A 25,435-nucleotide genomic window follows, 5' to 3' on the forward strand; every position below is an offset into this window, starting at 1 on the left:
AAAACATGTATCAATTAGAAGAGAAAATATGGTTTTGGACATTGGTTGTTATTCCGGTAATAATCCTCCTATTTTTTGGTCTTCAATTCTGGAGATACAGAACACAAAATAAGTTTGCCGATAAAGCATTACTTAAAAAACTGAGTCCGAATAAATCTACATTTAAAACCGTTTTAAAAGTTGTGGTTTTAAGTTTAGCCTTTTTGTGTTTATCCTTAGCTTTAGTAAACCCTAAAATTGGCACAAAGCTAGAAACAGTAAAGCGTGAAGGTGTAGATATCGTTTTTGCTGTCGATGTTTCAAAAAGTATGTTGGCCGAAGATATTGCACCAAACCGTTTAGAAAAATCGAAACAATTAGTTACGCAAATTGTAAACAATTTGGCTAGCGACCGTGTAGGTATAATTGCTTACGCAGGAGCAGCATTTCCGCAATTACCAATAACCACAGATTATGCCTCGGCAAAAATGTTTTTACAAGGTATGAATACCGATATGTTATCGTCGCAAGGAACTGCTATAAGCGAAGCCATAAAATTAGCATCAACGTATTTTGATGATGAAGAGCAAACCAACCGTGTACTCATTATAATCTCTGATGGAGAAGACCATGGGCAAGAAGCCGAAGCTATAGCTAAAGCAGCAAACGAAGATGGCATTAGAATTTTCACTATTGGTGTTGGCGATGTAAAAGGAGGTCCAATACCAGAGAAAAGAAATGGAGTTGTTTTAAATTATAAAAAAGATAGCCAAGGCGAAACCGTTATAACTAAGCTTAACGAAGAGACTTTAAAAGCCATAGCCGAAGCAGCAAATGGCGCTTATATTAATGGAAAAAATACAGATAACGTAGTTGAAAATATTAGGGAGATTTTAAACGCAATGGATAAAACTGAATTCGAGGCAAAACAATTTGCCGATTTTAAAGACCAGTTTCAATGGTTTTTAGGCTTCGGAATTTTCTTTTTATTATTAGATATTTTCCTATTAGAAAGAAAAACAGCTTGGTTAAAAAAATTAAATCTATTTAATGAGAATTTTTAAGATTCTACTGTGTGTAGCGTGTTAATTATTTATCATTTTTTTAACGTGCAAAAACAATGGGTTTTTTAAATTTAAAAGAACATATGAAGCATTTATTAACAATATTAAGCGTATTTATTTCTTTGGTATCCTTTTCACAAGAAGAAGATGATGCTATGAAGGCACAATTATTGGCGATGAAAAAAGCCAATAATTATGTTTATGAAGGTAACGCGTTGTTAAATGACGACGATTTTGTTTCTGCCGAAATGGAATATCGTAAAGCACTGTCAGAACAAGCCTCAACAAAAGCAGGTGTTTATAACTTAGGAACAAGTTATATTAAAAATGGTAATTTTGATGAAGCATTGTATCGTTTACAACAAGCGGCTACTTCTTCAACTTCAAAAGAAGAAAAACATCGTGCGTTTCATAATATTGGTAACATTTTAATGAAAAATAAAAAGTGTAAAGAAGCAGTTGAAGCTTACAAAAATGCGCTAAGAAACAACCCAATCGACGACGAAACTAGATATAACCTTGGTATAGCAAAAGAATGTGCCGAGGAGCAACAAGATCAGCAAGATCAAAACCAAGATCAGAATCAAGATCAGAATCAAGATCAAGATAAGCAAGACCAAAATAAAGAAAACGAAGACCAGCAGGATAAACAAGATCAGGAAAATAAGGATAAAGAAGGCGAAAACGACGAGAATCAAGATAAAAAAGATGGTGAAGATGAAAAAGATGAAGATGGTAAGCCTAAAGATGAAAAAGAAGACAAAGGAGATAAAGGCGATGAGCAAAAGCAAAATCAGCAGCCAAAGCCGCAACAAGGCCAATTATCGCCACAGCAAATTAAAAACTTGCTAGAAGCCATGAATAATCAAGAACAAAAGGTTCAAGAAAAAATGAACGCCGAAAAACAAAAGGGTGTAAAAGTAAAAACCGAAAAAGATTGGTAGTTTTGAAAGCCGAAAATTGAGTTTGGAGTTTTAATAATATGTCATGCTGAGAGCAGTCGAAGCATCTCTAAAAAATAAAATCTAATAAATTGTTATGCCGAGTCAACTAAAACGAAGCATCTTATTAAAATAAACATGCAGATAAAGAATTACATAGTTATTTTATTAATTGCAATGACATCTACATTTGCTGGAGCTCAAATTAAGTTTGAAGCTAAAGCAAGCAAAAAAAAGTTGGGTGTTAACGAGCGCTTGCGTATAGATTTTGAAATGAATCAAGATGGCGATAATTTTAATCCGCCAGATTTTGCAAACTTTACCGTTATAGGTGGTCCAAATCAATCGGTTAGTAATTCCTGGATAAATGGCGTTCGTTCTTATAAAAAAACATATAGTTATTTTTTAGCACCTAAAAGCCGAGGTACATTTACCATTAATCAAGCCACTATAAATATTGATGGCGAAACCTATAAAACCACACCATTAAAGGTTGAAGTTACGGCTGCAGTCGATATTCCAAAAGACCCTAACGACCCTAATTATTTAGCTTCAGAGAATATTCATTTGGTAGCCGAAGTTTCAAAAACAAACCCGTATTTAAATGAAGCTATTACAGTCGTATATAAACTTTATGTGTCTCCAAAAGTAGCGGTCGATAATTGGAATGAAATCGATAGTCCTCGTTACAACGATTTCTGGAGTCAAAATATTGATACGCAAAACCAGAAGGTACAAAATGGAACTTATAACGGCGAAGATTATAGATTTTTAGTATTACGAAAAACGGTTTTATACCCACAAAAAACAGGAAAACTTAATATAGAGCCTTTAAGTTTAAATATCGCTATGCGGGTACCATCAAACCGTCGCGATATTTTTGGTAGTTTACTCATGACGCGAGTTAACCGAACCGTGTCTGCAGGCAACAAAACAATAAACGTTAAAGCCTTACCAGAAGCAGGGAAACCCGCCGATTTTACTGGAGCGGTTGGCGATTTTAAATTCGATGTTTCTACATCTAAAACTGAATTAGATGCCACAGAATCTTTACAACTTAAAGTTCGTGTTAGTGGTAATGGTAATTTAAAACTATTTAATTTACCAAAAGTAACTTTACCAAGTTCGTTAGAGGTTTACGAGCCAGAGCATACCGAAAATGTTAAAACAAATTTAGCAGGCATGCAAGGTAGTATTTCAGATAGTTACACGGTTGTGCCTCAATATAAAGGTAAATACCCTATACCAAGTATTTCGTTTTCTTATTTCGACTTAAAAACAGAAAGTTATAAGCGCTTATCATCCAATGAAATTATAATTGATGTATTAAACGGGCCTTCAAATGGTGTTAACTCCAACGAAAATAACAGCGCTAACAATAACAAACAAGCGGTGGTTTATAACGACAATCAGTTTGCTTTTATTAAAACAGATACCACGTTTTCAGCTATAAAACAAAGTCATTTCTTTAAAACAAATTTGTTTTGGTATTTATTGTTATTGCCGTTTTTAGCTATTCCATTAGCTATTTTAATTGGAAAACAAAAAGCAAAACGTGATGCCGACGTTTATGGAAACAAAATTAGAAAAGCCGATAAATTAGCGAGAAAATATTTAAGTAGTGCTAAAAAATCTTTAGGACAAAAAGAAGCATTTTATGTGGCTTTAGAAAAAGCATTACACAATTATTTAAAAGCAAAATTACATATTGAAACAAGCGAATTAAGTAAAGATAGAATAACCGAATTACTTAACGAAAAACAAGTTGACGCTAACGTTATTACAGATTTTAACAGCATATTACAAAGTTGTGAGCTAGCACGTTACACACCCATAGACAATGTAACTATGCAAGAAGATTACGACAAGGCTGCAAAAACCATTTCGTTAATAGATAAGCAAGCTAATTAATAGCATTTTGAACAAAGTGAAGCATTTTATGAAAAACATAATTTACATACTCGTAGTTTTTATATCCGCGTTAAGTTTTGGTCAAAATAAAACATTGTTCGAAAAAGCCAACGCGCTTTACAACGATGCTAAATATGCCGAAGCTATCGATGCATACCAAGCCATTCTAGAAACTGGAAAGCATTCAGCTGATTTGTATTTTAATCTCGGTAATGCCAATTACAAATTAAACAACATTGCACCAAGTATTTACTTTTACGAAAAAGCTTTATTGTTAGCACCCAATGATGCCGATATTAAAAACAATCTTGCTTTTGCGCAAAACATGACTATTGATGCTATTGATGTTGTTCCAGACTCTGGTGTATCGAAAATTATAAAATCAATAGCCAATAAATTTACGTTTGATGCTTGGGCAAAAATAGCGGTGATTTTGGTTTTTGTGTTCGTTATTTTATTCTTAGCATATTATTTTGCATTCTCAACCAATAGAAAGCGATTAGCCTTTATTGGGAGTCTGGTTTCTTTAGGTTTAACAGTTATTACACTAGCCTTAGCATTTTACAAATATAACCTTGAACAAAAAGATTATCCAGCTATTATTTTCACACAAGAGAGTAAAATAAAAACGGGCCCCAACCCAAACAGCGAAGAAGCATTTAGATTACACGAAGGCACTAAAGTACAAATTGTTGAAACTTTCGAAAACTGGAAAAAAATTAAGCTTACAGATGGTAAAATTGGTTGGATAAGCTCAAACGACATAAAACCTCTTAAAGATTTTAAAACACATGTAACAGAATAATTCGTTTGATTTGTTATATTTGTGTAACAACCCAACTAACATGTCTAAAAACTTAATAGTCTTATTTTTTTCTGTTACACTGCTCTGTTTTATAGCAGCGCCAACAGTACTTATTATTTTAGACGATTCTGCAGATGTGTCTGTGATTTATAATAATTTTGCCGAAGAAGAAGAATTAAGCAAAATTAAGTTACAATGTAATAATCCTCACGAAGAAACAACGCGCATTCTGGCCTTAACATCGAAGATTCAAACTGTTTATTTCTCAAAAAAATATCCTAATCCGTTAGTAAATCTTATTTCTCCTCCCCCAGAATTAGGTTAATGTTTATTTCTACACGTTTTAAAAAAATTAAATTTTCATTAACCGTCTTTAGAGTAAAATTCTAAAGCAAAAAAATTTTTATATGTTTAAATCACTTAAAAAAGACTTGCCAGCAAGTATTGTAGTGTTTTTTGTTGCGTTGCCCTTATGTTTAGGTATTGCACTGGCAAGTGGAGCGCCGTTATTTTCAGGATTAATAGCTGGTATTGTTGGAGGTATAGTTGTTGGTGCGCTTAGTGGCTCTAACATTGGTGTTAGTGGTCCAGCCGCTGGATTAGCAGCTATTGTTTTAATAGCGATTACATCCTTAGGCTACAAAAACTTTTTATTAGCAGTCGTTATAGGTGGCGTAATTCAATTAATTTTTGGCATTTTACGCTTAGGTATTATTGGTTACTTTTTTCCATCATCTGTAATAAAAGGCATGCTAACAGGAATTGGTATTATTATTATTTTAAAACAAATTCGATTCTTTTTTGGCATGGATAAAACTGTTCAAGGAGACTACGAGTTTTTAAATGTAGGTTGGAATAATTTAATTTCTGGATTACTGCAAGATATTAATGCTTTAATAAGTGGTAACATTAGCGTTGGAGCTACATTAATAGGGTTGGTTGCTATTGGTATTTTGTTACTATGGTCCAATGTATTATCCAAAAAAGGAAAAATTTTTCAATTAATTCAAGGGCCATTAGTGGCTGTTGTTGTTGGTATTGTATATTATTTATCAACCAAAGGAGGCGACTTTGGTTTAAACCAAAGCCAATTAGTATCTGTTCCTGTTCCAGACAGTTTCGATAGCTTTATGGGGCAATTTAGCTTCCCAAATTTTGAAGTTATAGCGAATACAGAAGTTTGGATTACAGGTTTTACAATAGCTTTAGTGGCATCCTTAGAAACATTATTGTGCGTTGAAGCCACAGATAAGTTAGACCCGCATAAAAATGTAACCCCTACAAACAGAGAACTTCTCGCTCAAGGCACAGGAAATATAATTTCGGGGTTAATCGGGGGCTTGCCAATAACTCAAGTAATTGTTCGTAGTTCAGCCAATATTCAATCTGGAGGAGAAACCAAAATGTCTGCTATTATACATGGGTTCTTTTTACTAATTTCAATTATTTTAATTCCTAATTTATTAAACCAAATACCTCTTGCTGTACTTGCTGCAGTATTATTTATAGTTGGCTTTAAACTAGCAAAGCCATCTACCTTTAAAGCTATGTTTAGTCTAGGCTGGAAACAGTGGTTACCTTTTATGGCCACAGTAATGCCAATGGTAATTACAGGAGATTTGTTATTAGGTATTGGTTTAGGTTTAGCGGTAGGTATTTTTGTTATTTTACTTAAAAACTTTCAAAATTCACACTTTTTACACAAAGAAGAAGGTAATGAAGGTAAGGTAAAAATGACCTTAGCCGAAGAAGTTACTTTCTTTAACAAAGGTGCCATATTAAAAGAGTTAGATAGCTTACCACCAAATTCTTTTTTAGAATTAAACGTAACGGGAACCCGTTATTTAGATAACGATATTATCGAAATTTTAGAAGACTTTATTTTAAAAGCTCAAGAAAGAAATATTAATATAAAACTAATTTCTCAACGCGGCACTGTTGAGAATCCAGAGAGTTTTATAGAATTTTTTAAACAAAAAATAACGGCCTAATACATTTATTTAAGGCTGTTTAAAAAAAGATAAATTTAACATGAAAGCACATACAAAAGAAACTCAGGCAACCATGACGCCTGAAAAATCGTTACAATTTTTAAAGGAAGGAAACATCCGTTTTCAAAATAATTTAAAAGCAAACCGTAACCTGTTAGAACAAGTAAACGATACTAAAGAAGGACAATTTCCTTTTGCAACAATATTAAGTTGTATAGATTCACGCGTATCGGCAGAGTTAGTTTTCGATCAAGGATTAGGCGACATTTTTAGCGTACGTATTGCAGGAAACTTTGTAAACGAAGATATTTTAGGAAGCATGGAATTTGCTTGTAAATTAGCCGGAACAAAACTTATAGTGGTTTTAGGTCACACAAGCTGTGGAGCGGTAAAAGGCGCCTGCGACCATGCCGAAATGGGTAACTTAACAAAGCTAATAGAGAAAATTAACCCAGCAGTAGAAGCGGTAACAGAACCTGCAGACGAAAGCCAACGTAACTCTAAAAACTTAGAGTTTGTAGATAATGTATCTAAAAAAAATGTAGAGCTTACCATAGATAGAATTCATGCAGAAAGTCCAATTTTATCTGAAATGGAAAAAAATGGCGAAATTAAAATTATAGGCGCCATGTATAATATTACAACGGGAGCTGTAGAATTTTACGAGTAAAATATTATGACTTTACAAAAATGTGTGGCAGCATTAATAATTTTATTAATGCTGCCTTTTTTTTCGGTAGCGCAAGACAGTAATTTAGGCAACTGGTTAATTTATTTTGGAAACAAGCAGCTTAACCAAAAATGGAACCTTCACCACGAAGTACAATACAGAAATTACAATGCCATAGGCGATTTAGAACAACTTTTACTGCGTACAGGTTTGGGTTATACCTTTAACGAAAGTAAAAACAATGTACTATTAGGCTACGGCTATATTTTATCAGAAAATTATATTAATAATACAGATAATAAAACTTCGGTAAACGAGCATCGCATATATCAGCAATTTATATCAAAACAAACTATTGGTAGCGTTAGTTTAAGTCACCGTTATAGGTTCGAGCAACGCTTTGTAGAAAGCGACTTTAAAATGCGATTTCGTTATTTTTTATCGGCTAAAGTACCCTTATGCAAACCAGAAAATGGCAACAGTAAATTCTATTTATCGGCCTACAACGAAATATTTTTAAATACCAAAACCTCTATTTTCGATCGCAATCGGTTGTACGGCGGTTTAGGATATAACTTGTCTAAAAATGTTCGTGTAGAAGCCGGATATATGAATCAGTTTTTCGAAACCACAAGTCGCGACCAAATAAACGTCATGACATTTGTAAACTTTTAAGCCTCTTGCAACACGGTGTCATCCTCAGTTTCATCGTCATCAGTTTCATCAGAAATTAATTTCGGAAAAATTAACGGCACCAAACTTTTTACAGGTGTGTAAAGTATAGAATTTTCAATATCATCATCATCTATAAAGGTGATGGTGTTATTAAATTTGTCGAAAATATTTAAAATAACACTCAGTAAAAGTGCAATTTTTAAGGCCCCAAAAACACCGCCTAAAAGTTTATTTAAAATACCAAGTGCGGCAAAATCGGCAAGTTTAGTAAGTGCTTTTCCTGCCAAAGCAATTGCCAAAATAATAACCACAAAAGTAATGGCAAATGCAGTAACATTAATGGTTTTCTCGCCCCAATCGGTTTTAGTTTGTAAAAATTCGGCAGCAAAATTACTAAAATGTATAGCGCCATAAACACCCGCAACCAGAGCAACAAGCGAAGCCACTTCAACAAAAAGGCCTTTTAAAAAACCTCTAACTAAGCCTAATAAAATTAAAGCACCTAAAACAATATCAATAACGCCCATAAAAAATCAATTTCAACAAATATAAAATAAATTCCATCCTTTTTTAATGCAAATCCAACAAGTAACAAAGGCATTCATTAAATTTGAACCCGAAACAAGAAACTTTAAAAAAAGGAATGGCACGAGACGAACAATTAAAACAACGCTGGGAACAAGTCGTAAAAAAACTATCCAATCAATTCGCAGATGGCGATACTTTAGATTTAGATGCTATAATTTACCTCATTGGAGTGCAAGAACTCGGGCAATTAAACCGCACGTTTAAAAAAGACCAAAAGCTCGATCTCATGCACATTGCAATATGTAAATTACTCTCGCCATATGGCTATTACGAGCTCGATTTTGTAGATAACGATGGTTGGCCACACTACAAAACCCTCGAACAATTACCTCACCTAAAAGCCGGAGAACAAAGCGTTTTAATGAAAGAAGCCATTGTAAACTATTTTCTAGAAACCGAATATATTAATTAAATGGGCGTTACCACGCTAAGGCGCGGTCGGGCTTTCCGCTATATCTTTTTCTCGTAACCTCAAAAAAGGATGCCGCTGCAATCCTTAACGCAACCTATTCGCAAAAGGCATTGTTTATTCGTTCTTAAATGTATTTTTGCCACAAATAACCATGCAGACTAAAGCATTTAAGATAAATAAAACTTGTTTCAGCGCGTTAAAAATCACTAAATTTGCAACCATTTCGATAATATAGCTATGATTGACAAGATAAAAGAACTAATTGCCGAAGCCGAAGCCTTTAAAGCCGAAACCATTGAGGAGGTAGAAGAATTCCGAATTAAATACCTCGGAAAAAAAGGATTACTTAATGCCTATTTTGCTGAATTTAAAAATGTAGCAAACGAGCAAAAAAAAGAATTTGGCCAAACCATAAATAAGCTTAAAACTACTGCACAAACAAAGGTAGACGAGCTTAAAGATGTTCTAGAAAGTAAAGAAGAAGAAAACGGCGTTTTTGGCGATTTATCGCGCCCAGGACAACCCGTTCAATTAGGTTCGCGCCACCCTATCTCAATTGTAAAAAATCAAATTATCGATATATTTTCACGTATCGGTTTTAACGTAAGCGAAGGTCCAGAAATTGAAGACGATTGGCACAACTTTACAGCGTTAAACTTGCCAGAATACCATCCAGCACGCGATATGCAGGATACGTTTTTTATACAAACTAACCCCGATATTTTATTGCGTACACACACTAGTTCGGTACAAGTACGTTATATGGAAAACAACCAACCGCCTATTCGAACTATTTCACCAGGTCGTGTGTATAGAAACGAAGCTATTTCGGCGCGTTCGCACTGTTTTTTCCACCAAATTGAAGGCTTGTACATAGATAAAGACGTTAGTTTTGCAGATTTAAAACAAACTTTACAACACTTTACAACCGAAATGTTCGGGAAAAGTAAAATACGCTTACGCCCATCGTACTTTCCGTTTACAGAACCAAGTGCAGAAATAGATGTGTATTGGGGGTTAGAAACCGAAACTGATTACAAAATTACCAAAGGAACCGGTTGGTTAGAAATTGGCGGTTGTGGTATGGTAGACCCAAATGTATTAACCAACTGCGGTATAGACACCGAAGTATATTCTGGTTTTGCATTTGGTGTGGGTATCGATCGTATTGCCATGTTGTTACACCAAATTGGAGATATTCGTTTATTAAGCGAAAACGATGTGCGCTTTTTAGAGCAGTTTAAATCGGCACTTTAAAAATAAAATTGTCATCCATCTAAATAAATAGGTAACAAACTTAAAACCCTGAATTTATCAGGGTTTTTTATTTCAGATAAGCTTTACATCTTGCATTTTCATAAAACTAAAGTTATCTTCATACATATTTTTTAAACATGAAGGAAAACAAAGAACTCGACCTAGCTTGGAATTTTGTTACTAAAACCAATCGTAATATCTTTTTAACCGGTAAAGCTGGTACGGGTAAAACTACATTTCTTCATAAATTAAAAAAAGAATGCCATAAACGTATGGTGGTTGTGGCGCCTACGGGTGTGGCCGCTATAAATGCTAAAGGCGTTACTATTCACTCGTTTTTTCAAATGCCTTTTGGTCCTATTTTGCCACACGATAATTTACAAAGTTCGTCGCAGTTTAGCCGAAAATTCAATAAAACAAAAATTAATATTATTAAGTCGCTTGACCTTTTGGTTATAGACGAAATAAGTATGGTTCGTGCCGATTTACTCGATGGCATCGATAAAGTATTGCGCCGTTTTAAAAACAAAATGTTACCGTTTGGCGGCACGCAATTACTCATGATTGGCGATTTACAACAGCTTTCGCCAGTAATTAAAGAAAGTGAGTGGCATTTGTTACAACCGTATTACAAAAATGCGTTTTTCTTTAGTAGTTTGGCGTATCAACAAAGTAAAGCCATAAGCATTGAGCTTAAACACATTTACCGACAAGAAAACCCCGTTTTTATTACTATTTTAAATGAAATCAGGAATAATAAACTCACCCAAAAATCGGCCGATGAATTAAATAAAAGATATCAGCCCAATTTTATAGCAAACGACGAAGACGGCTATATTTCGTTAACAACTCACAACCGAAAAGCTATTGCAACCAACGAACAAAAGCTAAAGGATTTAACAGGAAAATCTCAAAAATACAAAGCAGCCGTAGAAGGTAATTTTCCAGAACATGCATATCCAAACGATTTGGTTTTAGAGCTTAAAGTGGGCGCCCAGGTTATGTTCATTAAAAACGATAGCTCTCAAGAAAAGGAATATTTTAATGGTAAAATAGGTAAAGTTATTGCTTTAAATAAAGACGAAGTTGTAGTGCGTTGTCCGCAAGATAATTTCGATATTACTACAAAGTTAGAAACCTGGGAAAACATAAAATACACGGTAAATAACGAAACCAAAGAAATTACAGAAGATAAAGTTGGCAGTTTTTCTCAAATTCCGTTACGATTGGCTTGGTCAATTACCATACATAAAAGCCAAGGCTTAACGTTTGAAAAAGCAATTATTGATGCCGAATCTGCCTTTGCGCATGGGCAAACTTATGTGGCTTTAAGTCGTTGTAAATCATTAGAGGGTTTGGTGTTAAAAAGCAAAATTTCTCCGCAACAAATAATTACGGATAGTCATGTTTTAAATTTTAATGAAGAAGCAGCAAATAACGAGCCAGACGAAGCTGTTTTATTAGAATCGGAACGCGATTTTCAACTCGATTTAATTGCCGAAATTTTTAATTTTTACGCCTTTTTATACCCAACAAATCGTGTTTTAGATATCTTTTATAAAAACCGAGGGAGTATTGAAGGTCAAGTTGAAGAACCAGCAATTACAATTAAAAATACCGTAACTAATTTATTAAAAGTTGGTAATGGCTTTAAAGTTCAACTACAAAACTTGGTTGAAAAAACCGAAATTCCTGAAACCAGCGAACCATTACAAGAACGTTTTGCTAAAGCAGTTGCTTATTTTAATGATCAAACAAAAGCCAATATTGAAGCATCATTAAAAGCTTTAAATTTTACAACCGATAATAAAGCCATAGAAAAAGATCTTGAAAAACAACTTGATGCTTTAGAAGAACTTTTAACCGAAAAACTATTGTATTTTAAAGGGTTGCCACACGCCTTTAGTGTAAACTTTTATTTAAAATTGCGTACCGAAGCTGTATTTTTAGCTAAAGAAAAACCTAAAAAACAACGAAAACAAGTAATTGATGGTACTGTAAATATTGATCTTTTCGAGCTTTTACGAGTTTTAAGAAACGACATTGCCGAACGCGAAGGCTTAGTACATTTTCAAATTTTCACCCAAAAATCGTTATATGCGATGTGTGAATTACTGCCAACAAATAAAAAAGAATTACTGGCTATTCATGGCATGGGAAAAACCAGAGTAGAAAAATATGGCAAAGAAATTTTAGAGGTTATTACCAAATTTGTTGAGGAAAACGATATTGAAGTTACTAACCAAGTTGAGCTAGAAGAAGCACCTAAAAAGCCTAAACGCCAAAAAGGTGATAGCCAAAAAGAATCTTTAGATTTATTTAAAAATGGTAAAACCATAGCCGAAATAGCGAATCAGCGTGAGCTTAACGAAAATACTATTTTTGGGCATTTAGCAACATTTATTCCTTCAGGCGAAATTAAAATTACCGATTTAATAGCTTCAGATGTTTACAAAGAGCTAAAAGAAATATTACCTACAAAAACCTACGAAAATCTTTCCGATTTAAAACTTCAGCTTAACGACAAATATAGCTACGGCGAAATTAAATTGGTTTTAAGTGAGCTTACATCTTCTTAATTTAAAATAAAAAAGGCTAACTAATAAGCCGATTTGGAAAAGTTTAAGGCAACCACATAACTCATCTTTGTAACATAAATTAAAACAAAGTATTATGAGTAATTTAAAAGGAAAAGTGGCTTTAATAACAGGCTCTTCCAAAGGTATTGGTGCCCAAATTGCCAAAACGTTTGCAGAAAAAGGCGCAAAAGTTGTGGTTAATTATTCCGGAAGTAAAGCTGAGGCAGAACAAGTAGTTGGTACAATTTTAAAGGAAAATGGTGAGGCTATTTGTGTTAAAGCAGATGTAAGTAAAACCGAAGATGTTAACCAATTATTTGCCCAAAGTATAGCGCATTTTGGCAAAATAGATATTTTGGTAAATAACGCCGGTGTTATGTTAAACAGTTTAATTTCTGAAGCTTCTGATGCTGTTTTCGAAAAACAAATACAAATTAATTTAAAGGGTGTGTTTAATACGCTGCGAGAAGCTTCAACCAAGTTAGCCGATAACGGAAGTATCATTAATATTTCCTCTACAGTTACACGCACTAATTTTCCAACCTATGGCATATATTCAGCTACCAAAGCAGCGGTAGAACAGTTAAGCAAAGTATTTGCAAAAGAAGTTGGGCATCGTGGTATTAATGTAAATTGCGTTTTACCAGGCCCAACAGGAACCGATTTGTTTTTACAAGGAAAATCGGAAACCATAATAAATCAGCTTGCTAATAGTAATGCGTTTAAACGCCTTGGAACACCTACAGATATTGCAAATATAGTAGCACAATTGGCAACTAACGAGTTTAAATGGATGTCTGCCCAAAGTGTTGGAGCAAATGGCGGAATGGCTTAAAATTACATATTATGAAACAGTTTTTATCTGCAATTATAATGGGTGTTTGTGGCGCCCTAGCTACATATTTAGCTTTTTCGTTTAACTTACCAAGTTGGGTATTGTTTTTAGCTTGGGTAAGTTATTATTTATTTGGCAAATCGTTTAAATCGGCATTATTAACGTTGGTTCCAATATCTGCGGGAATAATTATGGGAACTTTAATATTAAGTTTTGGTGGCTTGTTAGGAAGTTATTTGGGTAAAATGGGTTTTCCCATGGCTGTATTTATATTTATTTCTACACTTACCTATTTATCAAAAATTAAGTATTTAAATAACATTCCGGCTTGGTTTATGGGTTTAATTATATTTTTTGGCGTTCATCCGCATGTGCAAGTCATTTCAATTTTAAGTCTTTTTTTACCAATTTTGTTAGGTCTAGCATTTGCTTTTATAAATGATACGTTAACTCAATTGGTTTTTAAAACTTCTGTAAAATCGTAACTATTTTATATTTAATTTTATAAAAACCAAACTTGGTTTACTACAATGGAAAAGATAAAACACATAACAAAATTATCCGATTTTCATGTTTTTGCGAACTTGCCATCTCCAAAGCATCCATTAATCAGTTTAATAGATTTTAGTAAAGTGCAATTTCCAGAAGATATAAAAGGTTTAAAATTAGTTCAAAACTATTACACCATTGGTTTAAAGCGCAATGTGCCTTATAAATTGTTTTATGGGCAAAAAGAATATGATTTTAATGAAGGATTAATGACGTTTTTAGCGCCCAACCAAGTTATGAGCATGGAGCGAAACCCAAATATAAATTTAAGTGGCCCGTTAAAACCTTCGGGCTACTTGCTTTTAATACACCCAGATTTTATTTGGAACGCTACATTAGCAAAAAGTATTAAGGATTATGATTATTTTAATTATGAAATAAATGAATCGTTGTTTCTTTCGGAAGATGAAGAGCATATGATGTTAAACATCTTTAAAAATATTGAAAAAGAATATCGAGCAAACATTGATAAATTCAGTCAAAAAATAATCATTTCTCAACTAGAGCTTCTTTTAAATTACGCCGAACGTTTTTATGAAAGGCAGTTTTTAACCAGAAACAAAACAAATCATCAGCTTTTAAGTCAAGTTGAAGTTTATTTAGATAATTATTTTAAAAACGATAATTTAATTGAAGTTGGTTTGCCTTCAGTAGAAAAAATATCATCAGCATTAAATCTATCGTCAAGTTACTTAAGTAGCATGTTAAAATCTCTAACAGGCATGTCTACACAACAGCATATTCATAATAAACTTATAGAAAAAGCAAAACAAGAATTAACAACTACACAGCTGTCAGTTAGCGAAATAGCCTATAAATTGGGGTTTGAGTATCCGTCTTCATTCAATAAATTATTTAAAGGTAAAACCGAAATGTCTCCAGTAGAATTCAGGAAAACGTTTAATTAATAATTCTTAAAATAGTTTTAACAACAAATTAACTTCGTTTAGTTCGGTTTGTTCCGAACTAGTTAATATTTTTGCAAAGAAATTACTTCGCAACTTATTTTGCATTATTGTAATTAATGAAAAAAGGATATTTAATGAAAGACATTTGTAAAGAAAAAATGGCTTTGGTTGAAAAACTAGGAGTGCATTTAGAAAATAGAGAGTATTTAGCACCTGTAGCGGCAAGAATATTGGCTTATGTAATATTAACAGGTAAAAGAGGTACTACTTTCGATGAAATGGTGGAGGTTCTATGCGCTAGCAAGAGCACAATTTCAACGCATTTAAATCATTTACAAGATTTAAATAAAATTGAATATTTCACCAAAACAGGCGACAGAAAAAAATATTTTATTGTTAAAAAAGATATGATTGTTCATCATATTGATAGAATGATGGATCACTGGAGAGATGAACGCAAAATACATTTAGAAATAAAAGATTATAAAAATTTAATTAACGAAAATAAAATTGAAAAAGAAGAAGAAAAATTCGATTTAAATTTTCACAATGATTACATCAAGTTCATAGATAGTGCAACTCTAGCTGTAAAAGAATTAAAAAATAAAATATTAGATAACCAAAAAATATCATAACCATTATTATGAAACAAAATAGATTAATAGCAGTAATCTCACTAAGTGTTTTCTTAGTGATTTTAAGTTGTGGGAATAGCGAACAGAAGCAGGCGGCACAAGCACCGCCTGCTACTTTTCCTGTAGCGAAAGTAGAACAAAAAACCGTAACGGGTTATAACGAATATCCCGCAACTATTGAAGGTGTTGTAAACAGTGATGTTCGCGCTAAAACCACCGGATATTTAGAAAAAGTTTTTGTAGATGAAGGTCAGAAAGTACGAAAAGGCCAACCATTATTTAAGCTAGAAACGCAGTCGTTAAGTCAAGATGCAAGTGCAGCAAAGGCAAGAGTTAATCAAGCTCAAGTAGAGGTAGATAAACTTATTCCTTTAGTTGAAAAAAATATTATTAGCCCTGTACAATTAGAAACGGCTAAAGCTAATTTAGCACAAGCCAAGGCAAGTTATAGTAGTGTTTCAGAAAATATAAATTACGCCACCATAAAAAGCCCAATTAATGGTTACGTTGGCGCTATTAATTTTAGAGAAGGTGCACTAATTAGCCCTAACGATGCAACTCCGCTAACAACGGTTAGCGAAATAGAACAGGTTTATGCTTTTTTTAGTTTTAACGAAGCGCAGTATATCGATCACTTACAACGATCGGAAGGTCGTACTAAAGCAGAACGCATAGAAAGATCGCCAGATTTAACTTTAATTTTAGCAAACGGTACCGAATATTCCGAAAAAGGGCGCATTCAAACCAGTACCGGACAAATAAACCAAAGTACAGGAACTATTCAAATAAGAGCAGCTTTTAATAATCCTAACGAAATTTTAACCAATGGTAACAGTGGTAAAATTAAGTTTCCAATAGAATATAAGGATGCTGTTGTAGTACCACAATCTGCAACTTTCGAGCAACAGGGTAATGTCATGATTTATAAACTTGGAGCCGATAATAAAGTAGGTACATCAATTTTAAAAGTAAAAGGATCGGTAGATAATCTTTATGTTGTGGAGTCTGGTTTAAAAGCCAACGACAAAATTGTAGTTTCTGGAGTTGGTAAACTTAGAAATGGCCAGGAAATTACGCCTCAAGAAATGGATTTTGATGAAGCCATAAAGCCCATAGCAGTACTTTTTAAAAACTAATTAATCCTCAAAAATATTAGTCATGTTAAAAACATTTATTGAAAGACCAGTGCTTTCAACGGTAATCTCTATTATCATAGTTATGCTAGGGGTTATTAGTATAACAACCTTACCTATAGAGGAATACCCAGATATTGCACCGCCAACAATTAAAGTATCAGCAACTTATACAGGAGCTAATGCCGAAACCGTTTTAGAAAGTGTAATTATTCCTATTGAAGAACAAATAAACGGTGTAGAAGGCATGACGTACATGACCTCTACGGCTTCAAATACAGGAACTGCAGAAATTACGGTGTATTTCGACCAAGAAATGGATGCAGATATTGCGGCCGTAAACGTGCAAAACCGTGTTGCTAGAGCGGCGCCATTATTACCGCAAGAAGTTACCCAAACTGGTGTTACTACGCAAAAGCAAGAAACAAGTGCCTTAATGTTTGTTTCTATGTATTCAGAAAGCGATAATTACGATGCCACGTTTATTCAAAACTATTTAAAAATAAACGTTATTCCGGCAATGCAGCGTATTAGTGGTGTGGGCGATGTAAGCGTTTTTTCGCAACAAGATTATGCGATGCGTATTTGGTTAAATCCGCAAAAATTAGCAGCATATAATTTAATTCCTTCTGATATTTCGGCCGTTTTAGCCGAACAAAATTTAGAAGCAGCAGCAGGATCGTTAGGTGAAAATAACGGTGAATCGTTTTCGTACGCTTTACGCTATAGCGGAAGATTTAAAAACGAAAGTCAGTACAGCGATATTGTTGTAAAAGCCTTAGGAAACGGTGAGTATTTGCGATTAAAAGATGTTGCAACCATCGAGCTTGATGCACAATCGTATGCATCGAACGCTATGAGTTTAGGGAATCCCGCAGTATTTATGGGAATTTTCCAAACCAAAGGATCGAACGCACAAGAAATTATTGAAGGTATAAAATCCACTTTAGAAACCGTTAAGGCCGATTTGCCAGAAGGCTTAGATATTTTTATTCCTTACGATACTAGTTTATTCTTAAATGCATCAATCGACAAAGTAATTCACACGCTTATTGAAGCATTTATTCTGGTTTTTATTGTAGTATTTATCTTTTTACAAGATTTTAGGTCTACTTTAATTCCAGCAATTGCCGTACCTGTTTCTATTATTGGTACGTTCTTTTTCCTAAATGTTTTTGGGTATTCCATTAACCTTTTAACCTTATTCGCATTAGTTCTGGCCATTGGTATTGTGGTAGATGATGCTATTGTAGTCGTTGAGGCTGTTCATGCTAAAATGGACGACGGAGAGCACGACCCTAAAAATGCCACATTAAAAGCCATGAGCGAAATATCTGGTGCTATTATTTCCATTACTTTAGTTATGGCGGCGGTATTTATTCCAGTAACTTTTGTAACTGGGCCTACTGGTGTTTTTTATGAGCAGTTTGGTATTACTTTAATTATAGCTATTTTAATTTCGGCCGTAAATGCATTAACCTTAAGTCCGGCGTTATGTGCCTTATTATTAAAAGCGCATAAAGATGATGAAGAATTAAAAGAAAAAAATCCGCTGCAGCGTTTTTATACATTATTTAACCGCGGATTTAATGCTACGGTTAACAAATACGGAAAATCACTTCATTTTTTATACAAGAAAAAATTTGTTTCTGTAGTGTTAATTATTATTGCTGGTATTGGTATTTACTGGGCGTCAAACACAACACCAACAGGTTTTGTGCCAAGTGAAGATCGCGGAATTATTTTTGCAAATATAGAATTACCTGCAGGCGCGTCGTTAGACAGAACCGATGCCGTAGCCAGAAAATTATATTCTAAAATTGAAGATTTAGATGGTATTAAAGGTGTAAACTTTATTAAAGGTAGAAGTTTAATTTCTGGAACCGGTACAAACTTTGGTTTTGGTATTATAAAACTTGATGATTGGAGCGAACGTGAAGACGAAACTCTTTCTGTACAAGCATTAACAGGAAAGCTTTTTGGAATTGCCGCAACGGTGCCAGAGGCTAATATTATATTCTTTTCGCCGCCAAGTATTCGAGGTTTTGGTAATGCTTCAGGTTTCGAAATTAATTTATTAGATAAGTTTGGCGGTGAGTTTACCGATTTAGATAAGGCAAACAAAGATTTTTCAATGGCTTTAATGAGTCATCCAGAAATTAAGTATGCAACCTCATCGTTCAGTACAAACTATCCGCAGTACGAAATGGAAGTTAATGTACCATTGGCTAAAGAAAAAGGCGTTTCTGTTACCAGTATTTTTGCCACGTTGCAAGGTTATATTGGTGGTATTTATGCTTCAGATTTTTCACGATTTGGTAAGCAGTTTAGAGTATACATTCAAGCTTTACCAGAAGATAGAGCAGACGAAAGTGCGCTTAATAGCATGTATGTAAGAACAAATTCGGGGCAAATGACGCCCATTACAGAGTTTGTAAAACTAAAGCGTGTTTACGGGCCACAATCTGTAACGCGATTTAACTTACTAAACTCAACAAGTATTACCGGAGCTACAAACGATGGTTACAGTACTGGTGATGCTATTAGAGTTATAGAAGAAGAAGTTGCAAAACTACCAAGTAATTATACCGTAGCTTATTCCGGATTAACCCGAGAAGAAGTAAATGCAGGTAACCAAACAACCTTTATTTTTATTTTAAGTATTCTATTTGTGTACTTTTTATTAAGTGCGCAATACGAAAGTTACTTGTTGCCTTTTGCTGTTATTTTATCCTTACCATTTGGTGTATTTGGAGCCTATATAAGTACTAAGTTTTTAGGATTGGAAAACAACATTTATTTCCAAATTGCCTTAATAATGCTTATTGGGTTATTGGCAAAAAATGCCATACTTATTGTTGAAATTGCTTTACAGAAAAGAAGGCAAGGCGAATCTATTGTTGAAGCGGCAATCGATGGAGCAAAATCGCGTTTACGTCCTATTTTAATGACATCGTTTGCATTTATTCTAGGTTTAATGCCATTAGTTTTAGCAACAGGTGTAGGATCGGAAGGAAACAGATCTATTGGTTCTGGAGCCGTTGGCGGATTATTAATTGGTACTATTTTAGGTGTTTTTGTAATTCCTATTCTGTTTATATTCTTCCAGTGGTTACAAGAAAAAATATCGGGTAAATCAGTAGTTCAAACTATAGAATCTTAAAAACAATGAAAACAAATAAAAAATATAAAACCATAAGTAAAGGCGCTTTATTGTTGGTTGTTGTTGTAACCTTACAAAGTTGTTTTGTAGCGAAAGATTACGAACGTACTGATGTTACACCAGAAACCGAAGCACTATTTAGAACCGAAAATTTACCACAAGACAGTGTGTCTATGGCAAATGTATCGTGGAAAACCATGTTTACAGATAAATACCTTCAACAGTATATTGAAGAAGGTTTACAAAATAACATGGATATTCGAATTGCATTACAGCAAATACAATCGGCAACAGCTTATGCCAAGGAAGGAAAAGCAGGTTATTTCCCTTCTTTAGATTTAGGAGCAAATGTTACACACCAAAAACTCTCGGAAAACAGTCAATTTGCTTCTTTAATTACAGGAAATATTGATACTTACGACATTACAGCAAGTTTATCTTGGGAAGCCGATATTTGGGGTAAAATACGAAGTAACCGAAGAGCAACCCAAGCAGCATATCTGCAAACAGTTTCGGCGCATCAATTAGTAAAAACCGAGCTTATTTCAAATATAGCAAATGCGTATTATAATTTATTAGCGCTCGATGCACAGCTAGAAGTTACCAAACAAACAATTGAAACCAGAAGAATAGGTGTAGAAACTATAAAGGCTTTAAAAGACGCCGGACAAGTAACACAAGTAGCTGTCGATCAAAATATAGCGCAATATAACAACGCAAGGTCTTTACAAGTAGATTTAGAAGCTGCTATTTTTAAAACAGAAAATACCTTGAGTATTTTATTAGGAAAAACACCGCAAAAATTTGAAAGAAGCCGTTTAGATTCACAAAATATAGAATCGGAAATTAAGCTTGGTGTTCCTGCACAATTACTTAGCAATAGGCCAGATGTTATGGCTGCAGAGTATGGTTTAATTCAAAGTTTTGAGTTAACTAATGTGGCAACTAGCAATTTATACCCATCGTTAACCTTAACAGCATCAGCTGGTTTAGAAAGTTTAGAGCTCGATAAATTATTAAACGTTAACTCCTTATTTGCAACAGTAGTTGGTGGTATTGCGCAACCTATTTTTAATAAAAGACATCTTAAAACATTAAAAGAAGTTGCCCAAGCCGATCAAGAACAAGCATTACTCAGCTTTAAAAAAACGCTTTTAATTGCGGGTAGCGAAGTATCGAACGCATTATACACCTACGAAGCAGAAACCGAAAAATATGAATACAGAAAACTGGAAGTGGAAGCCTTAAGGGCTGCCGAAACAAACTCTGAAGAACTGCTTAAAAATGGTTATGCCAATTACTTAGATTTATTAACGGCGCGCCAAAGTGCTTTAAGTGCAGAGTTAAGCATTATAGATAGTAAACTACAGCAATTAACATCGGTTGTAAATTTATATGAAGCCTTAGGAGGCGGATGGAAATAATATATTTTTTAATAAAAGATAAAGACAAGTGTAAATTTGTTTTTAATGTTGTGATTAATTATTGATGAAAAGGGACTTAATTTTTTAAGTCCTTTTTTTATGAAGTATAATTAAAAGTGTATTTAAACAGTTTATCTATTTTTGTAGTATGAAGAAAGATATAAATATACCCGAAGTAAAAGATGTTCATGTTGCTGTAGTGCAAGAAGAGCATTTAGAGTATAAAACGCAAGATTGGAATGCTTATATTATAAATAATACCGATAAAGAATTAGATACCGTGCTTATTGTATCGCAAGGTTATAACGAAACTAAAATGACGCCACCAATGCGCCATACCATAGCCAAATTACCAGCACGTAGTTACGCTAAAATTGAATATATGCAAGAAAAGGTTTTAGAACTTAACAACTCGTTTAAAATTACCTTTTTTGAAGGCAACCAAATGTTCGATAAAACCTATTTATTTAGAAAAAACACCATTAATAACAAAGCTTTAAGGCCTTTGCCTCTTATGCAATTAAAAGGTGTTTTGGTGAAGTAATATTTAATCAAGAAATAAAAAAAATCTGTTATTCTTTTAAAGTTTGGAATAACAGATTTTTTATTTTAAAACCTTTGCTAGTTTATTAAGCCGCAGCCAATTTTATTTTCTGGTTAAAGGTATTTACCCATTTTTCAGAAAAAGGAATTTCTCCGTTTAAAGGCGGATCTACTTCATCATCAAAAATATTAAACGTTATTTTTTTATTAGAAAACTGATGAAAAACGATATCTGCATTTAGTACAACTTTTTCAGTTCTATCTTTATTAAGGTTTAAATAACAATGATTAGTGTTTTTTAAATCTACAACTGTATGGGTTTCACCTTTAATAAAAAAAGCAAATTCTAAATTGTTATCAATTCCAATAATTGAATCATTAAAAATTTCGAAACTTCCTACCTGGAAATTATGCTTAGTAGCTATTGTATTTAAGTTTTTAATTAATGCTTTTTTATTTCTTCTTTTTATAATAGAAAATATTACAAATGGCGCAAAGCAAATTAATGCTATAACAAGGCCAATTACGGTACTTCTAGTATCCATTTTTATGTTTTTTAAGTTAAATAAATGTGTGTTTATTTGTGCCTTAAACGTTTATTTAAGACATAAATATTTAAAACGAAAAAAAGAATACGGTTTACCAGTGGTAGTGAAACGGAAAAATAATATCCGTTTTTGTAAAAGGAACACCAATTATATTTTGATGCTTAAATTTAACCTTGCAAGTGTTGGTATATAAAGCTTCAAACGATTTTGAAACATTAAAAGGAAGCTTGTAAACCGGTACAAGGTTTTGCGGTGCAGTAACATACTGTACTAAGTTAATTACAGTACTTTCTACACTTTTTGTTGTAATAGAAGGTGCATCTGGAGCGTAAAGTTTCCAAATGTTGTCTTCTTGGGCTTGTTCAAATTTAGTGGTTTGTGAATCGTTGTTTTCTAACGAAAAACCATAACTAGAAAAGCTAAGTAGTAAAAGTAAATAAATTAACTTTTTCATCCTGCAAAAGTAGCTAATACTAAGGTAGTTTGTTTAATTAGTAGTGTTAAAATTAATCTAACTTTTCGGTAAGCTTTTTAAAGACTTTTTTGGGGTTTTTATTTTCGTATAAAATATCGTAAACCGCATTTATTATAGGAAGCTGGGTTTTTTTGTTGTTTTTCTGGTTAAGTAAATGTGCGCTTTTTGTAGCATAATAACCTTCGGCAACCATATTCATTTCCATTTGTGCAGATTTTACAGTGTAACCCTTACCAATCATGTTACCAAACATTCGGTTTCTAGAAAAAACAGAATAGCCCGTTACTAATAAATCACCTAAATAAGCCGAGTTATTAATATTACGTTTCATGTGATGCATTTTTTTAATAAAACGTTTCATTTCACGAATAGAGTTACTCATTAAAACACTCTGAAAATTATCGCCATAGCCTAAACCATGGGCTATTCCAGCTGCTATAGCGTAAATATTTTTTAGCATAACAGCGTATTCTATACCTATAATATCATCACTAATTTTTGTATTTATATAATCGCTACTTAAATTTTTGGCAATGGCTTTTGCTTTGTTTGAGTCTGAGCAGGAGATGGTTAAATACGATAAGCGCTCCAAAGCAACTTCTTCAGCATGACAAGGACCCGCGATTACTGCAATATTATCGTAAGGCACATTATAAAAGTTATGAAAATGTTCGCCTACCAACAAACCACTTTCTGGCATAATACCTTTTACAGCCGAAACAATTATTTTTTCAGAAATATCTATAGTTAATTTCTCTAACTCACTGTGTATAAATGCCGAGGGAATAACAAAAATTAAAACATCGGCGTATTCTGCAATTTCATTTATATCGTTACTAAGTTTTAGTTGCTCTAAATGAAACTCGACAGAACTTAAGTAATTTGGATTGTGTTGTTCTCGTATTAAATGTTCTTTTGTGTAAACACTGCGCATGTACCAGCCTACTTCGTTTAAATTTTCGCACAGCATTTTTACAATGGCAGTGGCCCAACTTCCGGCACCAAAAACAGCGTATTTTAAAGGTTTTTCCATTTAAAAATATTCAAATTATATTTTTCAAAAGTACATAAAATTATATGTAAATAGAATTTACAGTTTTAGCAGATTATTAAGTTTTACTTAATTATCTTAAGACACGTTTTGATATTTTTTGCTGTATGTAGAAGGTGAAACACCTTCTTTTTGTTTAAAAATTCTATAAAAACTGGCTTTCGATTTAAAACCAGCATCATAGGCAATAGATATTATTGTGTATTTTTCAGCATCGCCATTTTCAAATCTTTTCTTAACGTTTTCAATTCTGTAATGGTTTACTAAGTCATAAAAATTTGTATTTAAATGATGGTTTAGCAATTCTGAAAGTTTTTTATTAGATATGCCTATTTGTTCGGCAAGTTCGGTTAAGTTAAGCTCTTCGTTTAAGTATACCTTTTCTTTAGTTAATAAAAGGTATAGTTTGTTTTTTAAATTTTCAATTTCGACTGAGTTTAAATTATCTAAACGTCTTATTTTATGCTTTTCTTCTTTTATATTGTTTAATACAACTTGCTTTTCTGTATTTGTGTATAGATTATCTAGCAAAAAGCTTGGTATAAAAATTTGAGATTGATATAAGCCTTTATAGCCCAAATAAATGTATAAACAGAAAAATAAAAAGGCAATTATGGTGCCTATATTAAAAGTATTAATGGTATAAAATATTTCGTAAATACTCAATAAAATATCAAAAATCACAACAGTTAAAAAACCAATAATAAAATGTTTGTACCATTTTAAATTTTGAGAAGAAACGTGAGAATAATTTTGTTGAATAGAAAGCTTTAATCTTTTAAGAAAAGATAACGTTTTAAATATGTAAAATATAACAAACAAATTTTCTATAATATTAAAAGGAATTTCAAGAACAATGTATAAGTTATGGTAAGTCGATAAATAATTTGTTGTTACAGCAATAGATAAGGGAATGTTCAATAGAATAAATACTATAAAAAAAGGAATTAAACTTTTAATATATGGCTTTATGATAACCTCTTTTTTAAAAACTAAAGATTTTACTAAAAATAAAAATGAAGGCCCTAAAAGGTAGCCAACACCATGCCCAAAAAGTATTGAAATTCCTGCTAATAACTTTATTTTATGTAAAAAGGCATAATAATATAAAAGGAAGAAAAACGCGTTTATAAAAAATATGGTTAATATTTTTTTTGAAAAATGAACTTTAGATTTTAATAGAATTAAAATTAAAAATGCTAAAAAAGACATTCCAGCGATTAAAAAAAAATCGGTAAACATTTCCAAACTATCCATGTTTCGAATATAGAAAGGATAAATATTGTCACCAAAAATTAT

24 protein-coding genes are annotated in these 25,435 nt (G+C 33.0%); 19 read left to right on the forward strand and 5 right to left on the reverse strand.

Annotated features, from left to right (window positions below; translation table 11 throughout):
• Nucleotides 1-5 precede the first annotated feature (5 nt).
• The 8 genes from LG651_RS02830 (at nucleotide 6) to LG651_RS02865 (ending at nucleotide 8,036) form a co-directional block, all read left to right on the forward strand.
• Nucleotides 6-1,043 (forward strand): vWA domain-containing protein, encoded by a 1,038-nt coding sequence (locus LG651_RS02830; protein WP_226694639.1) that lies wholly within the window; start codon nucleotides 6-8, stop codon nucleotides 1,041-1,043.
• 83 nt (nucleotides 1,044-1,126) lie between these two features.
• Entirely contained in the window at nucleotides 1,127-1,987 is an 861-nt protein-coding gene (locus tag LG651_RS02835) for a tetratricopeptide repeat protein (protein ID WP_226694640.1), read from the forward strand.
• Between the two features lie 135 nt (nucleotides 1,988-2,122).
• Nucleotides 2,123-3,895 (forward strand): BatD family protein, encoded by a 1,773-nt coding sequence (locus tag LG651_RS02840; protein WP_226694641.1) that lies wholly within the window; start codon nucleotides 2,123-2,125, stop codon nucleotides 3,893-3,895.
• A gap of 28 nt (nucleotides 3,896-3,923) precedes the next feature.
• On the forward strand, nucleotides 3,924-4,700 hold the full coding sequence (locus LG651_RS02845) for a tetratricopeptide repeat protein (protein ID WP_226694642.1): 777 nt from the start codon (nucleotides 3,924-3,926) through the stop codon (nucleotides 4,698-4,700).
• A gap of 40 nt (nucleotides 4,701-4,740) precedes the next feature.
• Entirely contained in the window at nucleotides 4,741-5,025 is a 285-nt protein-coding gene (locus tag LG651_RS02850; protein WP_226694643.1) for a hypothetical protein, read from the forward strand.
• Between the two features lie 82 nt (nucleotides 5,026-5,107).
• Nucleotides 5,108-6,691 (forward strand): SulP family inorganic anion transporter, encoded by a 1,584-nt coding sequence (locus tag LG651_RS02855; RefSeq protein WP_226694644.1) that lies wholly within the window; start codon nucleotides 5,108-5,110, stop codon nucleotides 6,689-6,691.
• Nucleotides 6,692-6,731: 40 nt separating this feature from the next.
• Nucleotides 6,732-7,361 carry a carbonic anhydrase family protein gene (locus LG651_RS02860; protein WP_226694645.1) on the forward strand — a complete coding sequence of 210 codons (630 nt, stop codon included), beginning with the start codon at nucleotides 6,732-6,734 and terminating at the stop codon, nucleotides 7,359-7,361.
• Nucleotides 7,362-7,367: 6 nt separating this feature from the next.
• On the forward strand, nucleotides 7,368-8,036 hold the full coding sequence (locus LG651_RS02865; protein WP_226694646.1) for a DUF2490 domain-containing protein: 669 nt from the start codon (nucleotides 7,368-7,370) through the stop codon (nucleotides 8,034-8,036).
• Here the strand turns inward: LG651_RS02865 and LG651_RS02870 are convergent.
• Entirely contained in the window at nucleotides 8,033-8,563 is a 531-nt protein-coding gene (locus tag LG651_RS02870; RefSeq protein ID WP_226694647.1) for a CvpA family protein, read from the reverse strand. The two genes, LG651_RS02865 and LG651_RS02870, sit on opposite strands and share 4 nt — an antisense overlap.
• Nucleotides 8,564-8,679: 116 nt before the next feature.
• On the opposite strand from LG651_RS02870, the gene LG651_RS02875 reads away from it, so the two are divergent.
• The 11 genes from LG651_RS02875 to LG651_RS02925 all read left to right on the forward strand — a co-directional run bounded on the left by LG651_RS02875 (nucleotide 8,680) and on the right by LG651_RS02925 (nucleotide 22,063).
• Nucleotides 8,680-9,036, forward strand: coding sequence for a hypothetical protein (locus LG651_RS02875; protein WP_226695004.1), 357 nt, complete (start codon nucleotides 8,680-8,682; stop codon nucleotides 9,034-9,036).
• A 237-nt stretch (nucleotides 9,037-9,273) separates the two neighbouring features.
• On the forward strand, nucleotides 9,274-10,293 hold the full coding sequence (pheS, locus tag LG651_RS02880) for a phenylalanine--tRNA ligase subunit alpha (RefSeq protein ID WP_226694648.1): 1,020 nt from the start codon (nucleotides 9,274-9,276) through the stop codon (nucleotides 10,291-10,293).
• 137 nt (nucleotides 10,294-10,430) lie between these two features.
• Nucleotides 10,431-12,872 carry a helix-turn-helix domain-containing protein gene (locus tag LG651_RS02885; protein WP_226694649.1) on the forward strand — a complete coding sequence of 814 codons (2,442 nt, stop codon included), beginning with the start codon at nucleotides 10,431-10,433 and terminating at the stop codon, nucleotides 12,870-12,872.
• 94 nt (nucleotides 12,873-12,966) lie between these two features.
• A complete protein-coding gene (locus tag LG651_RS02890) occupies nucleotides 12,967-13,707 on the forward strand; it encodes an SDR family oxidoreductase (protein ID WP_226694650.1) in 741 nt (246 codons plus the stop codon).
• Between the two features lie 11 nt (nucleotides 13,708-13,718).
• A complete protein-coding gene (locus LG651_RS02895) occupies nucleotides 13,719-14,192 on the forward strand; it encodes a DUF1097 domain-containing protein (RefSeq protein WP_226694651.1) in 474 nt (157 codons plus the stop codon).
• Between the two features lie 45 nt (nucleotides 14,193-14,237).
• On the forward strand, nucleotides 14,238-15,164 hold the full coding sequence (locus LG651_RS02900) for a helix-turn-helix domain-containing protein (RefSeq protein ID WP_226694652.1): 927 nt from the start codon (nucleotides 14,238-14,240) through the stop codon (nucleotides 15,162-15,164).
• A 134-nt stretch (nucleotides 15,165-15,298) separates the two neighbouring features.
• Nucleotides 15,299-15,799: a GbsR/MarR family transcriptional regulator gene (locus tag LG651_RS02905; RefSeq protein ID WP_226694653.1), complete on the forward strand. Its 501-nt coding sequence runs from the start codon at nucleotides 15,299-15,301 to the stop codon at nucleotides 15,797-15,799.
• An 8-nt stretch (nucleotides 15,800-15,807) separates the two neighbouring features.
• On the forward strand, nucleotides 15,808-16,935 hold the full coding sequence (locus LG651_RS02910; protein ID WP_226694654.1) for an efflux RND transporter periplasmic adaptor subunit: 1,128 nt from the start codon (nucleotides 15,808-15,810) through the stop codon (nucleotides 16,933-16,935).
• Nucleotides 16,936-16,957: 22 nt separating this feature from the next.
• Complete coding sequence (locus LG651_RS02915; protein WP_226694655.1) at nucleotides 16,958-20,095, forward strand: efflux RND transporter permease subunit; 3,138 nt, start codon at nucleotides 16,958-16,960, stop codon at nucleotides 20,093-20,095.
• A gap of 5 nt (nucleotides 20,096-20,100) precedes the next feature.
• Nucleotides 20,101-21,519, forward strand: a complete 1,419-nt coding sequence (locus tag LG651_RS02920; RefSeq protein ID WP_226694656.1) for an efflux transporter outer membrane subunit — start codon at nucleotides 20,101-20,103, stop codon at nucleotides 21,517-21,519.
• A gap of 148 nt (nucleotides 21,520-21,667) precedes the next feature.
• A complete protein-coding gene (locus LG651_RS02925) occupies nucleotides 21,668-22,063 on the forward strand; it encodes a hypothetical protein (protein WP_226541580.1) in 396 nt (131 codons plus the stop codon).
• An 85-nt stretch (nucleotides 22,064-22,148) separates the two neighbouring features.
• Here the strand turns inward: LG651_RS02925 and LG651_RS02930 are convergent, their stop codons facing one another.
• The 4 genes from LG651_RS02930 to LG651_RS02945 form a co-directional block, all read right to left on the reverse strand.
• Entirely contained in the window at nucleotides 22,149-22,607 is a 459-nt protein-coding gene (locus tag LG651_RS02930) for a hypothetical protein (protein WP_226694657.1), read from the reverse strand.
• A 94-nt stretch (nucleotides 22,608-22,701) separates the two neighbouring features.
• On the reverse strand, nucleotides 22,702-23,064 hold the full coding sequence (locus tag LG651_RS02935) for a hypothetical protein (RefSeq protein ID WP_226694658.1): 363 nt from the start codon (nucleotides 23,062-23,064) through the stop codon (nucleotides 22,702-22,704).
• 52 nt (nucleotides 23,065-23,116) lie between these two features.
• Nucleotides 23,117-24,118 carry an NAD(P)H-dependent glycerol-3-phosphate dehydrogenase gene (locus LG651_RS02940; RefSeq protein ID WP_226694659.1) on the reverse strand — a complete coding sequence of 334 codons (1,002 nt, stop codon included), beginning with the start codon at nucleotides 24,116-24,118 and terminating at the stop codon, nucleotides 23,117-23,119.
• A gap of 96 nt (nucleotides 24,119-24,214) precedes the next feature.
• Complete coding sequence (locus LG651_RS02945; RefSeq protein WP_226694660.1) at nucleotides 24,215-25,393, reverse strand: helix-turn-helix domain-containing protein; 1,179 nt, start codon at nucleotides 25,391-25,393, stop codon at nucleotides 24,215-24,217.
• Between the last annotated feature and the right edge of the window lie 42 nt (nucleotides 25,394-25,435).

The sequence above is a fragment of the Neotamlana sargassicola genome, from assembly GCF_020523965.1.
Lineage (GTDB): Bacteria > Bacteroidota > Bacteroidia > Flavobacteriales > Flavobacteriaceae > Neotamlana > Neotamlana sargassicola.

What these genes read in the sequence shown, in the direction of transcription:
- LG651_RS02830 (WP_226694639.1), top strand. Translation starts at nt 6, where the DNA reads ATGTATCAATTAGAAGAGAAAATATGGTTTTGGACATTGGTTGTTATT.
- LG651_RS02835 (WP_226694640.1), top strand. Translation starts at nt 1,127, where the DNA reads ATGAAGCATTTATTAACAATATTAAGCGTATTTATTTCTTTGGTATCC.
- LG651_RS02840 (WP_226694641.1), top strand. Translation starts at nt 2,123, where the DNA reads ATGCAGATAAAGAATTACATAGTTATTTTATTAATTGCAATGACATCT.
- LG651_RS02845 (WP_226694642.1), top strand. Translation starts at nt 3,924, where the DNA reads ATGAAAAACATAATTTACATACTCGTAGTTTTTATATCCGCGTTAAGT.
- LG651_RS02850 (WP_226694643.1), top strand. Translation starts at nt 4,741, where the DNA reads ATGTCTAAAAACTTAATAGTCTTATTTTTTTCTGTTACACTGCTCTGT.
- LG651_RS02855 (WP_226694644.1), top strand. Translation starts at nt 5,108, where the DNA reads ATGTTTAAATCACTTAAAAAAGACTTGCCAGCAAGTATTGTAGTGTTT.
- LG651_RS02860 (WP_226694645.1), top strand. Translation starts at nt 6,732, where the DNA reads ATGAAAGCACATACAAAAGAAACTCAGGCAACCATGACGCCTGAAAAA.
- LG651_RS02865 (WP_226694646.1), top strand. Translation starts at nt 7,368, where the DNA reads ATGACTTTACAAAAATGTGTGGCAGCATTAATAATTTTATTAATGCTG.
- LG651_RS02870 (WP_226694647.1), bottom strand. Translation starts at nt 8,563, where the DNA reads ATGGGCGTTATTGATATTGTTTTAGGTGCTTTAATTTTATTAGGCTTA.
- LG651_RS02875 (WP_226695004.1), top strand. Translation starts at nt 8,680, where the DNA reads ATGGCACGAGACGAACAATTAAAACAACGCTGGGAACAAGTCGTAAAA.
- pheS (WP_226694648.1), top strand. Translation starts at nt 9,274, where the DNA reads ATGATTGACAAGATAAAAGAACTAATTGCCGAAGCCGAAGCCTTTAAA.
- LG651_RS02885 (WP_226694649.1), top strand. Translation starts at nt 10,431, where the DNA reads ATGAAGGAAAACAAAGAACTCGACCTAGCTTGGAATTTTGTTACTAAA.
- LG651_RS02890 (WP_226694650.1), top strand. Translation starts at nt 12,967, where the DNA reads ATGAGTAATTTAAAAGGAAAAGTGGCTTTAATAACAGGCTCTTCCAAA.
- LG651_RS02895 (WP_226694651.1), top strand. Translation starts at nt 13,719, where the DNA reads ATGAAACAGTTTTTATCTGCAATTATAATGGGTGTTTGTGGCGCCCTA.
- LG651_RS02900 (WP_226694652.1), top strand. Translation starts at nt 14,238, where the DNA reads ATGGAAAAGATAAAACACATAACAAAATTATCCGATTTTCATGTTTTT.
- LG651_RS02905 (WP_226694653.1), top strand. Translation starts at nt 15,299, where the DNA reads ATGAAAGACATTTGTAAAGAAAAAATGGCTTTGGTTGAAAAACTAGGA.
- LG651_RS02910 (WP_226694654.1), top strand. Translation starts at nt 15,808, where the DNA reads ATGAAACAAAATAGATTAATAGCAGTAATCTCACTAAGTGTTTTCTTA.
- LG651_RS02915 (WP_226694655.1), top strand. Translation starts at nt 16,958, where the DNA reads ATGTTAAAAACATTTATTGAAAGACCAGTGCTTTCAACGGTAATCTCT.
- LG651_RS02920 (WP_226694656.1), top strand. Translation starts at nt 20,101, where the DNA reads ATGAAAACAAATAAAAAATATAAAACCATAAGTAAAGGCGCTTTATTG.
- LG651_RS02925 (WP_226541580.1), top strand. Translation starts at nt 21,668, where the DNA reads ATGAAGAAAGATATAAATATACCCGAAGTAAAAGATGTTCATGTTGCT.
- LG651_RS02930 (WP_226694657.1), bottom strand. Translation starts at nt 22,607, where the DNA reads ATGGATACTAGAAGTACCGTAATTGGCCTTGTTATAGCATTAATTTGC.
- LG651_RS02935 (WP_226694658.1), bottom strand. Translation starts at nt 23,064, where the DNA reads ATGAAAAAGTTAATTTATTTACTTTTACTACTTAGCTTTTCTAGTTAT.
- LG651_RS02940 (WP_226694659.1), bottom strand. Translation starts at nt 24,118, where the DNA reads ATGGAAAAACCTTTAAAATACGCTGTTTTTGGTGCCGGAAGTTGGGCC.
- LG651_RS02945 (WP_226694660.1), bottom strand. Translation starts at nt 25,393, where the DNA reads ATGGATAGTTTGGAAATGTTTACCGATTTTTTTTTAATCGCTGGAATG.